A 14,266-nucleotide genomic window follows, 5' to 3' on the forward strand; every position below is an offset into this window, starting at 1 on the left:
CCGCCGACGGCCGGGCTTCAGGTCCCGGCAGCGGCTTGGCCGGACTTCATGCCCGCTTTCAGCCGTTCGATGACCCGCTCCTGCTCCTCCGGCGTCATCGCGGAGCCGGACGGCAGGCAGATGCCCGTCCGGAACAGCCGGGCGGACACATCCTCCCGGATGCCGTGCGAATAGAAGCGGGCGCCTGCGAAGAGCGGCTGCAGATGAAGCGGTTTCCAGACGGGCCGCGATTCAATGCGGTCCTCGGCAAGCCAGGCGACGAGCTGAGAGGCGGTGACGCCCGCCAAATGCTCGTCGACCGTCAGCGCCGTCAGCCACCGGTTCGACCGGGTGCCCGGGAGTTCGGGCATGAACCGGATGCCCGGCCGAGCTTCAAGCGCCGTCCGGTATCGTTCGAAAATGGCGCGCCGCGCCTCCACGCGGTCCGCAAGCACCTTGAGCTGCGCCCGGCCGATGCCGGCCAGCACGTTGCTGAGCCGGTAGTTGTAGCCCGGCCGGCTGTGTTCATAATGGACGGCCGGATCGCGCGCCTGCGACGCGAGCACCCGCGCTTCGCGGATCGCGTCGCCGTCGTCCGAGACGAGCATGCCGCCGCCGGACGTCGTAATGATCTTGTTGCCGTTGAAGGAATAGATGCCGAAACGGCCGATCGTGCCGGCATGCCGTCCTTTGTAGGATGAGCCGAGCGCCTCCGCGGCGTCTTCGACGATCGGCACGCCGTAGGTGCCGCAGAGCGCCGAGATTTCGTCCATCCGCGCGCACTGGCCGAACAGATGGACGACGATGACCGCCTTCGGCAGCCGGCCTTCCTTCGCCGCCTCGTCCAGCGCCCGCTCCAGCGCCTGCGGGGACATCCCCCAGGTCTCCGGCTCGGCGTCGATGAACACCGGCTCCGCGCCCTGATACAGAATCGGATTCGCGCTGGCGACGAACGTGAGGCTGGAGCAGAACACGCGGTCGCCGGGCCCGACGCCCAGCAGCCGGAGCGCCAGATGGATCGCCGCCGTGCCGGACGAGACGGCGGCGGCGTGCCCGGCGCCGACCGCCTCGGCCAATTCGCGCTCGAAGGCGTCGACATGCGGCCCGAGCGGCGCGATCCAGTTCGAAGCGAACGCTTCCGCAATATAGTGCTGTTCCGCTCCGCTCATATGGGGCGGCGACAGCAGAATGGCGGCTTTTGGCACAGTGGTCTTCACGCGTTACCCCTTCCCTGTCCGGATTGGCACGATGTATTGGCACGACGCTATCGCGATCGGGCATCCCCCCTGATGACGGCGGCCGGCACGCCCGCCGCGGTGCAGCCCGGCGGCACGTCCCGCGTCACGACCGCGCCTGCGCCGGCGATCGACCAGGCGCCGACCGACCGGCCCGGCAGGATGACCGCGCCGGCGCCGACGAACGCGCCTTCGCCCGCGCGGGCGCCGCCGGTCAGGATGGAGCCCGGCGCGGCGTGGGCGCAGTCGCCCAGGACGGCATCGTGCTCGATGATGGCGCCCGTATTCACGATCGCATGCGCGCCGACTGCCGCGTCCGGTTGCACGACCGCGCGCGCCATGACGACCGCGCCGGGGGCGATCCGCGCCTTGGGGCTGACAATTGCCGCCGGGTGAATCAGCCGCGCGAAGCGGACGCCGCCTTCTTCCAGCATGCGGACGATCGCCTGCCGCGTCCGGTTGTCGCCGATCGCGGCGACAAAGCGCAGCTCCGCATCCTGTGCGAGCAGGCCGCGCCATGCCGCGACCGGCCCCCGGAGCTCGCCGTCCGGGCCGCCGCCGGATGCATCGGAAAGGGCGGCGTAACGATCATCCAGCACCGCCGCAAGCCGGGCATCCGGCGTCAGCGCGATCAATTCGCGCACAACCTTCCCGTGGCCGCCGTCCCCGATCATGACGATCCGCTGCATATGCTTCTCACCCCGGCGTGCCGGTTCCGGTGAACCGGTCCATCGTCGCGCGCCCCGGTTGATGGATGCCGGCCGGCCTTAGCAGCCGCAGGAACGTGAGCAGCAAAATTTTCAGATCCAGCAGCATGTTCCGGTTGTGCACATACCATACATCCATCGCGAACCGCTCTTCCCAGGAGACGGCGTTCCGGCCGTTCACCTGCGCCCAGCCGGTGATGCCCGGGCGCACGAGATGCCGCTGGCGCTGCTCGTCGGTGTAGAGCGGCAAATATTCCATCAGCAGCGGGCGCGGACCGACCAGGCTGAGATCGCCCTTCAGCACGTTGAAGAGCTGGGGCAGCTCATCCAGGCTCAGCGTCCGCAGCTTGCGGCCGAACGGCGTCAGCCGCTCGGCGTCGGGCAGCAGGTTGCCGCTTTCGTCCCGCAGATCGGCCATCGTGCGGAATTTGTACAGCACGAACGGCTTCTCGTGCAGGCCGGGACGAACCTGGCGGAACAGCACCGGCCGCCCGAGTTTGATCCGCACGAGCAGCGCGGCCACGGCCATCACCGGCGACAGGATGATCAGCAGGACGGCGGCGGCGGCCAGGTCGAAACCGCGTTTCATCCGGGCCGCCTCCCCGCCGCCGGTTGTTCTGCCGGTTCGCCGGCTGCCGGGTCCGCCGCCGGTCCGTCGGGCGCGTCCAACGCCGTCTGCGCCGCTTCCGCCCCGCTTCCGCCAGGCCGGCAGTCCGCCGACGCGGCGGCTTCCGCATTGGCCTGCAGCTCCGCCAGCAGCCTGCGCTTGATCTCCCTGACCAGATCCGCCGCCCGAAGATCCCACTCCATCCTGCCGAGCCGCCAGCTGTCGAGGACGATGTCGCGGAACCGCGCGCTCGAGATTTTGCCGGAAATGTTCATCCCGCCGCCCCTCCCGCGCCGGCCAGCATCCTGTGGCGGGCTTCCGCCCGGAAGCCGTCCGTGCGGCGGCGCAGCCATCTCCAGGCGTCCTCGCACATGCGCCCGAGGCCCATTTCGGCCTGCCAGCCCAGCTCCCGCCGGGCTTTCGACGGATCGGCGCAGATGACCGGCGCGTCGCCCGGCCGCCGTTCGACGATCTGGTAAGGAATGTCGATGCCCGCCGCCTGTTCGAATGCCGCGATCACCTCAAGCACGCTGTGTCCGGCGCCCGTGCCCAGGTTGTAGGCGTCGATGCCGGAATCCGCCATCACTTTGGCGAGCGCCTTCACATGGCCCTTCGCCAGATCCGTCACATGGACATAGTCCCGGACGCATGTGCCGTCGCGGGTCGGGTAATCGCCTCCGAAGACGGGCAGCTTGTCCTGCTGCCCAGCGGCCGCCCGCATCAGGCGGGACATCAAGTGCTGCGGCGTCCCGGCAGGTTCGGTGCAGGTCCGCTCGCCCGGATGCGCGCTGTCGGCCGTCCGGATGCGCCATGCACTCCCGCCGGCGCCTTCCGCCTCCCGGCTGCACCACGCGCTTCCGCCGGCGCCTTCCGACTCACGGCCGCGCCATTCGCTCAGCCCGTCGCCGGCCGCCTCGCCGTCAATCCACCCGCTCGGGTGCGCCCCTGCCGGGTTGAAATTGCGAAGCAGGGCAATGCTCCATTTCCGGTCCGCTTCGTACAGATCGTGCAAAATCTCCTCGATCATGAGCATCGTCCGGCCGTACCGGTTGGTCGCGCCGAGCGGGGACGATTCCGTGACCGGTGTCTGCTTCGGCTTGCCGTAAACGGCGGCCGACGAGCTGAAGACGAGCCGCCGCACGCCGAACTGCTGCATGACGTCGCACAGGACGACCGTTTCCACAATCGGGAGATGGCAGCCCTGCTGCGGCATCGCCGCCGGATGGATGCCCGCGAAATGAATGACCGCTTCGATCTCGTTCTCCTCGAAAATCCGCTGAAGACCGCGGCGTTCCATGAGTCCGAGCGGATGAAAAGGAAATCTTCTGCCGACCGCCGCCTGCACCCGGTCGAGCGCCGGCGCATGCTCCGGGCGATCGACGACGATGATGTCGCGGCCCGTTTCCAGCAGCTCCGCGCATGTATGGCTGCCGATGTACCCGGATCCGCCCGTGATGAGCACCGCCATAATCAACCCTCCGCCGAATGGAGTTGGCATTCTTTATAAAGAACATTTGCTCACAAAAAAATAACACTTATCGAGTTTTCTAAAATTATAGTTCTTTATAATGAACATGTCAAGGAGAACGCCGTCGCCCGAGGGGACGGTTAAAAAACTTTACTCCTGTCCACGCGGCGAAACTTCATTGCGTCTGCTTCGCTTCACTCCCCGCCCGTCCCGCCCCGGGACGGAGCCGGCCCGCGAGCATCTCCGCAATCCGCCGGGCGGCGCCGGCCAGCACGGCGAACTCCTCCAGCCGCCTGAACAGCGCCCAGTAGAGCAGGTTCGGCACCGCCAGCGCGGCCGCCAGACGCGCAGCAACCGCCGTCCAACCGTCCGCCGGCAGGAAACGGCACACCAGCAGCACGGCCGCGCACGCCGCGCCGCCGACGGCAACATAGCGGGCGTAGACGGCGAAATAGCGCCGCAACGGCAGTTTGAACACTTTCCGGTACACCCAATACGGCGTCAGCCAGAACGGAATGGCGAGCGCGCCGATCAGCGAGCCGAGGAAGACGCCGGAAATGCCGAGCGGCCCGACCAGCGCGACCGCACCGCCGAGGGTGACGGCGGCTTGCAGCAGCGGCGCATACCGGTCCTCGCGGAAAATGCCGGCCGTCGTCTTCACCGTGGCGACGGCGTTGCGCATCCCCCGTTCGAAGAACAGGAGCAGCAGCAATGCCGGCACCGCCGCTTCCATGACATAGGCGCCGCCGATCCACGCCCGGATGAACGGCTCGATCACGGCGTACAGCACGATGGCCGCGCACGAATAGAGCCAGAAATTCATGAGCTGCATGCCGCGGAAAACGGCGTAGATCCGCTCCCTGCTCTCCTGCGCGACCAGGTTGCCGACGCTGTGGTACAGATTGTTCGAGATCTGATAGATGAAATTCCGGCTGATGTCGATCAGCATTTTGTAGTTCGAATACAATCCGACGGCGATGACGCTGACGAACGACGAGATCACGAGGCTCTCCGCGCCGAAGATGAAGTACGACCCGACATTTTGCAGCAAAATGGCCTTCACGTTCGTCTTCAGCTCGCGCTTCGTCTCCGGATCAATCGGCGCCGCTTCCTTCGAGCGCAGGTACGGGTACATCCGCCCCGCCGCAACCGCCACGCCGATCGTCGCCGCGAGCGTGATGCCGCACTCGGTGAGCAGGTACAGCATGTAGCTGCCCGTTTCAATCAGCACCAGAATTTTCAGCAGCGTCGCCGCCGCCGTCGCGCCGGTGAACGACAGCGTTACGATGTAGTTCTTCTGATTGACGTTCAGGAACGAATGCCGGTGAATGAAAAAATAGGGCAGCGCCGTGTTGAGCACGAACAGCACATAGACCAGCTCGAGGTGCTCCACCCCGGAATCCCGCACCACAACCGGCAGCAGCGGCAGCACGAGCAGGCCGAGCGCCAGCACGACGAGCGCGATGGCGGCGTAAGCTCTCCGGTACAGCCGCATGAGGCCGAGGATGCGCGGGCGGTCGTCCTGCGCGACCGGCTTGTAGAGCTGGTACGTGATGCTGGCGCCGATGCCGGCCTCGGCAAGCGAGATCATCGCGAGCATGCTCGTGAACAGCGCGTTGACGCCGAGGTATTCGACGCCCAGGCTGTGGATGAAAACGGTGCGGGACAGGAAGCTGAGCGCGGTGATGACGAGCTGGTTGCCGAGCCCTGCGGCGATGTTGAAGAAGGCGTACCGGGTCCTCATGCCCGCCGCCCCTGTTCCGGTTCTTGCGCGGCAGCCGCCGCGCGGAGGGCGAAGCCCTGCGCGAACGGCAGCACGTCGAACCGCTGCGCGTACACGCCGATGTCGCGCGTGTCGCCCTGCGCGAAGTCGATCGCGCCGCTGCGCCTTGTCACGCCGCGCAGGTACGCGAGCGCCCGCCGGGCCCGCTCGCGCGCGTCTCCCGGCGCGCCGGAGGCGGCCGCCGCCCGCAGCAGGAACCACGCCAGCGCCGCGGTGACGGATGAGTCGGCCCGCGTCTCGGGCCGGGTCACCGTCCACCGCCAGCTGCCGTCGGGCTGCTGGAACCGGGCGGCCGCCTGCGCGAGCTTCGCCACGCGCGCCTCCAGCTCCGCCTTGCGCCGGTCGGACGCCGGCAGCAGCCGCCACACGTCGGCGAGGCCGATCGCGTACCAGGCGAGCCCGCGGCCCCAGCCGCACAGGCCGAGCGGCCGGCCGTCCCCGGCGGCGTACGCGTGGTACGGCAGATGCAGATCGGGATGCATCCCGTGCCGGTCGTACGCGTCAATCTGCCGGACCGCAAGGTCAACACAGTCTTCCCGGCCGTAAGTCAGGCCGTACGCGGCAAGGAACGGGCAGACGAGCCCGATCGTGTCGACGTAGCGGTAGCCGCCGACGTGCCGCAGCACGAGCTCCGCCGTCTGCTCGAACGCCCGCCTATAGCGGTCCGGCTCCAAGCCGGACGCCATTACCGCCCAGGCGAGCATCGCCGCGTCGACCTGCTCCGGCTGCTCCCGCCATCCGCCGCTCTCGTCGAACTTTCGGGAGAAGAAGCGGCCGAGCACGGCCCGCATGCGGGAGCTGAACCGCGCGGCCGGCACGTCAACACCCGATGCCGCCGTCCCGAAACCCGCCAGCTCGGTCAGCCCGAGCACCAGCGCCGCTTCCTGCCAATGCTGGATCGCCGCGCGGCGGTATTCCCCGCGCAGCATGTCGAGCCAGAGCAGGCGCGTCTGGTCGGTCAGGCGAACCGTCGGCGTCCGGAGCAGCCACTTCATCGCGCGCTCCGCCGCCGCATCCCGCCACGCCGCCTCGTCCGGGAACCGGCCGATGCCGATCCGCTGCACCCACGCGGACGCCGCCGGCGTCAGATCGACCGCCGCCGAGGCCAGCGCGGCCAGCGCGATCGCCGAAGATGTTCCGAAGAGTATCGCATTCATCGTCCGCCGCTTCCCTCCGCCAGTACCGCCGTTCGGGAACCTGCACCGGATGAACCTGCCGAACCCGCGGCTCCGACCGGTTCGCCGGACGCCGATGCTTCCGCCGGCACCGCAAGCCTGTCCGCTCCCGCCAACTCGCCGGTGCCGGTCAGTTCGTCGAACTTGCGCACTTCGTCTTCCGTGCCGAGCAGTTCAAGCGCCAGATTCCGCCTGAGCCGCTCCGTCAGCGCCGGATCGTCCATCAGCCGCGCGATTCCCTCGGCGATCGCCCCCGGCTCCATCGCCGCGATCAGCCCGTTCTCCCCGTGCACGATCTGGCCCCCCGCCGCCCGGTAATCGGTGACGAGGATCGGCAGGCCGAGCATTTTCGCTTCATCGACCGCAATCGGCTTCCCCTCGAACCGCGACGGCTGCACATAGATGTCCGCCTGGCGCATGTACGGGTACGGATTCGCCTTTACCCCGAGCAGGATAAATTGCTCCTCGAGCCCCCGCTCCCGGATCAACTTCGTCAGCCGCTCCCGCTCGTCGCCTTCGCCGAGCACGAACCAGCGCACCCGCCGCCCCTGCTCCGCCAGCAGCTTGCAGGCGTCGATCGCCATATCGAATCCTTTCTGCGGATGGAGCCGTCCGGCGGACACGATGATCGTCTCGCCTTCCCGCCGCCCGTACAGGTCGCCCGTCTCCGCCTCCGCCATCCGCCGGATCGTTCCGGGGGAGACGATGTTGTGAATGACGCGGATTTTGTCCCGGTGCCGGGGAAAACGCATCTTCAGCACCGCCGCGCACTCCTCCGACACCGTCACGAGATGGTCCAGCCTCCCGAAGTACGAGTCGTCGAACGCCGGGTCCATGCCGAGCCGGTCGTAGTCGATGTGGATCCACCCGATCTTCCGCTCCGCCTTGACCTTGTCCAGCACATAATAGATCGGCCCCCGCTCGAGGAAGCCGATCGCGCAGTCGTACCGCTTCGCCGGTGAAGGCAGGCACCAGGCCATGTACCGCCAGATCCGCTGGTCGCTGCGCGCCGGCAGCGGTTCCGTCCGGATGATCGCTCCCGCGATCAGGCGCGCAAGGGCATGGTCGGGCCGGCCCGAGCGCAGCGCCTTGCCCAGCGCCCGCTCGATCGGCATGTCGAACAGCCGGTAGGCGCACGGCTCCTCCAGCACCCTGACCTCCGGCGGCAGGCTGGCGAGAAATACCCCTTCCCGCTTGAACAGCAGCAAATCGACCTCGTACTTGTCGTAATCGAGGGCGCCGAGCAGCGAGACGAGCGCCCGTTCCGCGCCGCCGCAATGCAGATGATTCATGACGAACAAGAGGCTTGTTTTCCGCTTCCGGCCGTCCATTCCGATTCTCCTTCCAGCAGCGCTTCGAACTTGCGCACTTCGTCTTCCGTGCCGAGCGGTTCAAGCGCCAGATTCCGCCTGAGCCGCTCCGCCAGCGCCGGATCGTCCATCAGCCGCGCGATTCCCTCGGCGATCGCCCCCGGCTCCATCGCCGCGATCAGCCCGTTCTCCCCGTGCACGATCTGGCCCCCCGCCGCCCGGTAGTCGGTGACGAGGATCGGCAGGCCGAGCATTTTCGCTTCATCGACCGCAATCGGCTTCCCCTCGAACCGCGACGGCTGCACATAGATGTCCGCCTGGCGCATGTACGGGTACGGATTCGCCTTTACCCCGAGCAGGATAAATTGCTCCTCGAGCCCCCGCTCCCGGATCAACTTCGTCAGCCGCTCCCGCTCGTCGCCTTCGCCGAGCACGAACCAGCGCACCCGCCGCCCCTGCTCCGCCAGCAGCTTGCAGGCGTCGATCGCCATATCGAATCCTTTCTGCGGATGGAGCCGTCCGGCGGACACGATGATCGTCTCGCCTTCCCGCCGCCCGTACAGGTCGCCCGTCTCCGCCTCCGCCATCCGCCGGATCGTTCCGGGGGAGACGATGTTGTGAATGACGCGGATTTTGTCCCGGTGCCGGGGAAAACGCATCTTCAGCACCGCCGCGCACTCCTCCGACACCGTTACGAGATGGTCCAGCCTCCCGAAGTACGGGTCGTCGAACGCCGGGTCCATGCCGAGCCGGTCGTAATCGATGTGGATCCATCCGATCTTCCGCTCCGCCTGCACCAGATCGACGCAGAAATAGGTCGACGTCTTCTCCAGGAAGCCGACGGCCGCGTCGTATCGGCCGGGGACGGCGGACGCCAGGGCCCGGCGCAGGTAACGCCAGCCGTATTGCTCGCGCACAGACGCCGTGCTCCCGATCCGGCTGCGCGCCGCATACAGGAGGCGGCTGGCCGCAAGCCCGGGGTCGCCCGCGCGCAGCGACGACAGCACGGAGCGCAGGACGGGCTGCCGGAACCGCTCGTAGCGACCGGGCCAGGGCAGCACGCGCACTTCCGGCGGCAGCAGGTCCATGAACAATCCGCCGTGATCGAGCAGGAACAGATCGACCTCGTACCGGCCGTAGTCGAGCCGGCCCAGCAAATTGACGAGGGCCTTCTCTCCGCCGCCCGCGGCGAGACTCGGCATGATGAACAGCAGCTTCTTCTTGTTCACGGCAGCCGCGCCCCTCATGCCAGATCGGCCAGATAATCGGCCGACCTGCGCGACATCGCCTGGATGCGCGGGATGACGTCCGCCAGACGGCCGCGAAGCGCCTCTTCTTCCGCGACCGCTTCCTTGAAAGCTTCGATCAGCGCGGCGGCGGGGTTCGCCGCCACGCGGGTGTCGATCACGAGCCGCTCCCGGCCGAACAGATCGCGCGCGATGCCTTTCGACTTCGCGCTGTATCCGAGCACGATCGTCGGCACGCCGCTGGAATAGGCGGCGATCGTCGCGTGCGTCCGGGCGCCGATGAAGAAGCGCATGCGCGCGATATAGCCTTTCACCTGCATGGCGTTCAGATCGCCCGGCAGAAGCAGCACCCGCCGCGACGCCTTGAATTCCTCATACAGCGGCCGCAGCGTGTCGAGGTCGCTGTTGCCGTGCTCGATCACGTGCGGCGTAAGCGCGATCGCCGAATCCGTCGTCTCCAGCACATGACGGATCAACCCGCGCACGGCCTCCAGCGCGGCCGGGTTGCGCCCCGCCACGAGCGGGCTCATGTTGACGCCGATCGTGTCGCCTTCCTTCCAGCCCGGCGGCAGCGGAAGCCGGATGCCCGGAAGCGTGAACGCCGGGTCGGCGACCAGCCGGACATTGTCCAATCCGCAGTTCCGCAGCACATCGTATGTCAGCGTCTCCCGCGCCAGAATGAGGTCGAACCGCCGCAGATCCTCCAGTTTCCGCTCGGACAGATCCTCCTCGCCGATGGAGCAGCACCAGAGCACGAGTTTGCGGCCCATCTTTTTGACCCGGCGATCGACTTCGTACCAGCCCGGTTGTTCACCGTAGCAATAGTTGTCGCCGCCGATCGACAAGCAGACGTCCGCGTCCTTGATCCGCCGGATGACGTTGCGGTGGATGCGGCCGAGCGCGTACGACTCGTCGCCCAGCAATTTGACCCGGACGGACGATACGATCCATTCCGGCGAATACTTGCGCAGCTTCCGCGCCGAACCGTCAAACACCGCCGCAACGTTCAGCCCGCGGTCCGTCTCCGGACGCTCGGACGCCAGCAGCACCTTCGCGCCGCGAATCCGCGACTGGATGAGGGCGGCCGACGACCGGACGATCGCTTCGCATCCCCGGTTCAGACTTCCGCCGTGCGCGAACATGAGTACATTCATCCCGATCATTCCTCCCGTCCGGCTGGTCATTCTCCGCTCCGCAGCCGGCTCCAGGTAGCGGCGCAGTACAACCCGAGTGCCGAGCGCCGCTTCATGAGCCCCAGCATGAGGCGCTCGTAGCGGCCCGCCGCGCCGCCGAACGCGGCGCGGTACACGTCCAGCGCCCGCCGCACATCGCGATGGCCGATCATCCGGCGCACCTTCCGCAGCCGCTCCGCGGGCGTCAGTCCGACGGCCGGCCGGCAGTAAACGTAGATGTACGCCAGCACGCTGCGGATCAGCTTCGCCGAGCGGCGGACCTCGAGCTCGCGCTCATCCATCAGCTTCGCATAGATCGGCGGCAGCTCCGCGCGGTACACTTCCAGCGCCCTGGCGAAGTAGTCCCGGTCGAGCCATCGCCGGGTCGCGCTGCCCTCCGTTTCACGGTAGCGGTAGCCGCAGTATCGGAGATAAACGGCCGATTCCGCCGCGGCGAAAAACAGCATGTTGAACCAGCCGTCCTCGCCGAGCGCCACGCCGCGGGGAAACAAAGCGCCGGAGCGGCGCACGGCGCTCATCCGGTACAGCTTGTTGCAGACCGAGTTGCAGCGGTCCGACTCCACGAAATAGGGCAGCAGCCGGTTCGTGATGCAGGAGCGGTCGAGCGTGACGCCGGCCGGGAACGGATAGGCGGCCGGGCGGCCCGCCTCGCCTTCCGCGAACTCCGCGATCACCGCGTCGCAGCCGTGACGCTCCGCCGCACCCAGCAGCGTCTCGTAGAATTCCGGCGCGACTTCGTCATCCGCGTCGACGAAGCCGACGTAGCGGCCGGCGGCGGCCTGAAGCCCCGCGTTGCGGGCCGCGCTGACGCCGCGGTTCGGCTGGTCGATCAACACGATCCGGTCGTCCAGCTCGGCGTGCCGCTCGATGATCCGCCGGCTGCCGTCCGTCGATCCGTCGTTCACGAAAATAAACTCGCACGCTTCCAGCGTCTGCGCGCGCAGCGAGGCGATGCAGCTTTCCAGATGCGCTTCCGCGTTGTACACCGGCACGATGACACTGACTTCCACTTTGCGGCCACCCTCACGCCATCATGTGATACAGTTTCTTGAGCTCGTCCGCGTTGCCGTAGTCGCGCCGACGCGCGCCTTCGGCGACCCGGTCGAGCGCCCCGCGGTCCCGCACCAGCCGCTCGATCGCATCCGCGAGGCCTTCCGGTCCGGACGGGCAGATGTACCCGTCGACGCCGTCCGTCACCTGGCTCGCCGCCGTCGGATAATCCGCGACAAGCACCGGCTTGCCGAGTATCTGCGCCTCGGTGACGACGACCGCCTTGCCTTCGTAGCGCGACGGCTGGACGTACAGGTCGGCCGCTTTCATGTAGGGGTACGGGTTCGCTTTTTTGCCGAGCAGCCGAAAACTGTCCCGAAGCCCCAGCTCCGCCGCCAGTTCCTTCAATTCCGCCTCCATGCTGCCGAATCCGACGATGTACCAGCGGATGTGCGCAAGCCCGCGGTCGTGCAGCAGCCGGAGCGCCCGGGCCGCCAGGTCGAAGCCTTTGGCATACGACAGCCGGCCGACGGAGACGATGCGGAACGGCTTCTCCCCCGCGCCGTCTTCCGGATCGTCCGCCATTTCGGGCGGCACGCCGCCTTCATCGGCCATGGCGCGGACGAACGACGGCGACTGGATGTTCTCGATCTCGACAACCCGGCCCTCCAGCTCCGGATACCGGCTCAGAAACGAGCGGGTGCAGGCGGGGGACACGGAGGCGAGAAAATCGAACGACTGCCACATGTTCAGATCCAGTTCACGGTCGACAGCAAGCACGGAGTAGTCCGTATGGATCCAGGCAATCTTCACGTCGGCGCGGACGTTGCGGGCCGTGTAGTCATGCGGCCATGAGAAGCTGATCGCGGCGTGGTAGCGCTCGCGGCGGCGCGGCTGGATCCGCGCCATATATTTCGAGACAAGCTGCATCTGGATGTAGCCGGCGCCGGCGTCCCGTCGGTTCACGGGATGGCGGAGCGCCTTCAGCCGCGAGCCGTATTTGCAGCCCATCCGGACGATCGCCGAGAGCAGCTGCCCGTCCTTCACGCATTCGACGATGGACTTGCGGTACGCGGCCAGCCCCCTCTCCTCGGGCAGCAGGCGGACGCGGTCCGTCAGCATCGGCAGCAGTTCGCCGGTATGCCGGAAGACGAGCAGGTCGACCTCGTACCGGTCGTAGTCGAAATGCTCCAGCATGTTGACCAGGCTCCGCTCGATCCCGCCGATCTCCATGTCGTACAGGGTGATGAGCACCCGCTTCTTCACGCCGAGTCGCCTCCCGACTGGACGGGCACCCGCATTTTCCGCCACATCCAGATGACCGGCCTGAGCGGGTAATACAGAAAATGCAGCGGCTTCGGAAGCGGCAGCGCTTCCGCGTCCGCATGGTACGGATGCAGGTAGCTGAGCCGGAACAAGAGCCGCTGGCGCATTGTCATCAGATTCAGCAGATGCCGGCTGTGATGGCGCGCCACCTCCGGCGGCAGCGGCGGGCTGTGCAGGTTGATGACGCGGCCGATGTAGAACAGCGCTTCTTCCGCCAGCTCGCGCGCCCGCGGATGGTTCGATGCCTGCCTGGCGCTTTCCGGTATCGGCGTGCCGAGCAGGCCGGCCGCAAGCTGCAAGGCCTGCCCGCCGATGTGCCCGCAATCCAGGCGCCGCATTTCGGCGGCGACCCGGTCCCAGCGCAGCGGCAGCCGCGCAATCCGGTCGATGTCGAGCAGCCAGCGGAGGCGCGACCAGCCGTGGCGGGCGCCGTGCGATGCCAGGAACAGGAACGTGTCCTCCAGCCCGGGCAGGTCGACGGGCCGGCCGCCGATCATCATTGTCCGGCGGCGCGCCCACAGCGCGTCGAAGGATGGTTCCCGCGCGGGCCACGGATGCATCCGCCAGTGGAGCTCGATTTTCGAGCCGGTCTGCGGATGGACGAAGGCGTAGTGATGGTGGCGCCAGCGCCAATCGCCCAGCACGGTGCGGATGTAATCGTCCTTCACGTAGCCCAGCATCTGGAGCAGCCGGTCGGCTTCGCCGATGTCGGAAAGCGGCACGAGCAGGTCGACATCGCCCGACGGCCGGATCGCCAGATCCCCGTACAGATCGAGCGACAGCGCCGGCCCTTTCAGCACGAGCATGCGGATGTCGCGATCGCGGAACAGGCTGACGATGCGGCTCGTCTCGCCGCACAGATGCAGCATGCGGAGCGTGTTGTCGCGGCACTGCGCTTCCAGCCGCTGCAGCACATGCTGCGGCATATCCGCCTGCAACCCTTGCTTGAGCCGCTTGACGACAAGCGGATAGACCCGGTGATGGACGGCAAGCGACGCGAACCGCTCCCAGTCGAACCCGTCGGACGGATCCGGTTCCGGACAGACCGCCGGGGGACGCCGGTCGCGCAGCAGCTCGAGCATCACCTTGAGCTCCTCCGGGAACGATGAGGTGTCCCAACGCGGAAACCGTTTCGAAGGCAACGCCCTCTCCTCCAGATGTTCACTATTTAGACTGGTGTCGTTCTTTATAATGAACATAACTTAACATTAACACCCATGGTCCGATCTGTCAATTCACGGCGGTT

Annotated in this window: 13 protein-coding genes; all 13 read right to left on the reverse strand. The window is 67.3% G+C overall.

The genetic code is table 11. The annotated features are described in order from the left end of the window. Nucleotides 1-17: 17 nt before the first annotated feature. The gene (locus THECO_RS15360) at nt 18-1,148 is read right to left on the reverse strand and encodes a DegT/DnrJ/EryC1/StrS family aminotransferase (RefSeq protein ID WP_052835999.1); all 1,131 of its coding nucleotides are present in this window, start codon (nt 1,146-1,148) and stop codon (nt 18-20) included. A gap of 95 nt (nt 1,149-1,243) precedes the next feature. Continuing rightward, on the reverse strand, nt 1,244-1,903 hold the full coding sequence (locus THECO_RS15365) for an acetyltransferase (RefSeq protein WP_015255951.1): 660 nt from the start codon (nt 1,901-1,903) through the stop codon (nt 1,244-1,246). A gap of 7 nt (nt 1,904-1,910) precedes the next feature. Further along, nucleotides 1,911-2,510 carry a sugar transferase gene (locus THECO_RS15370; protein ID WP_015255952.1) on the reverse strand — a complete coding sequence of 200 codons (600 nt, stop codon included), beginning with the start codon at nt 2,508-2,510 and terminating at the stop codon, nt 1,911-1,913. Beyond that, on the reverse strand, nt 2,507-2,803 hold the full coding sequence (locus THECO_RS15375) for a hypothetical protein (protein ID WP_015255953.1): 297 nt from the start codon (nt 2,801-2,803) through the stop codon (nt 2,507-2,509). The genes THECO_RS15370 and THECO_RS15375 overlap by 4 nt, the downstream gene beginning before the upstream one ends. Next, the gene (locus THECO_RS20680) at nt 2,800-3,996 is read right to left on the reverse strand and encodes an NAD-dependent epimerase/dehydratase family protein (RefSeq protein ID WP_015255954.1); all 1,197 of its coding nucleotides are present in this window, start codon (nt 3,994-3,996) and stop codon (nt 2,800-2,802) included. Before THECO_RS20680 ends, THECO_RS15375 begins: the two co-directional genes overlap by 4 nt. 175 nt (nt 3,997-4,171) lie before the next feature. After that, complete coding sequence (locus THECO_RS15390; protein WP_015255955.1) at nt 4,172-5,740, reverse strand: lipopolysaccharide biosynthesis protein; 1,569 nt, start codon at nt 5,738-5,740, stop codon at nt 4,172-4,174. Continuing rightward, nucleotides 5,737-6,936 (reverse strand): glycoside hydrolase family 88 protein, encoded by a 1,200-nt coding sequence (locus THECO_RS15395; protein ID WP_015255956.1) that lies wholly within the window; start codon nt 6,934-6,936, stop codon nt 5,737-5,739. The genes THECO_RS15390 and THECO_RS15395 overlap by 4 nt, the downstream gene beginning before the upstream one ends. Next, a complete protein-coding gene (locus THECO_RS15400) occupies nt 6,933-8,285 on the reverse strand; it encodes a glycosyltransferase (RefSeq protein WP_015255957.1) in 1,353 nt (450 codons plus the stop codon). Before THECO_RS15400 ends, THECO_RS15395 begins: the two co-directional genes overlap by 4 nt. Continuing rightward, the gene (locus THECO_RS15405) at nt 8,243-9,493 is read right to left on the reverse strand and encodes a glycosyltransferase (RefSeq protein ID WP_332306816.1); all 1,251 of its coding nucleotides are present in this window, start codon (nt 9,491-9,493) and stop codon (nt 8,243-8,245) included. Before THECO_RS15405 ends, THECO_RS15400 begins: the two co-directional genes overlap by 43 nt. Before the next feature lie 14 nt (nt 9,494-9,507). Further along, a complete protein-coding gene (locus tag THECO_RS15410) occupies nt 9,508-10,665 on the reverse strand; it encodes a polysaccharide pyruvyl transferase family protein (protein ID WP_015255959.1) in 1,158 nt (385 codons plus the stop codon). Nucleotides 10,666-10,691: 26 nt separating this feature from the next. Then, the gene (locus tag THECO_RS15415) at nt 10,692-11,714 is read right to left on the reverse strand and encodes a glycosyltransferase (RefSeq protein WP_015255960.1); all 1,023 of its coding nucleotides are present in this window, start codon (nt 11,712-11,714) and stop codon (nt 10,692-10,694) included. Nucleotides 11,715-11,727: 13 nt separating this feature from the next. After that, nucleotides 11,728-12,960, reverse strand: a complete 1,233-nt coding sequence (locus THECO_RS15420; RefSeq protein ID WP_015255961.1) for a glycosyltransferase — start codon at nt 12,958-12,960, stop codon at nt 11,728-11,730. Continuing rightward, nucleotides 12,957-14,162 (reverse strand): nucleotidyltransferase domain-containing protein, encoded by a 1,206-nt coding sequence (locus tag THECO_RS15425; protein WP_015255962.1) that lies wholly within the window; start codon nt 14,160-14,162, stop codon nt 12,957-12,959. The genes THECO_RS15420 and THECO_RS15425 overlap by 4 nt, the downstream gene beginning before the upstream one ends. Between the last annotated feature and the right edge of the window lie 104 nt (nt 14,163-14,266).

The sequence above is a fragment of the Thermobacillus composti KWC4 genome (assembly GCF_000227705.2).
In the GTDB taxonomy this organism is placed as follows: Bacteria; Bacillota; Bacilli; order Paenibacillales; family Paenibacillaceae; genus Thermobacillus; species Thermobacillus xylanilyticus.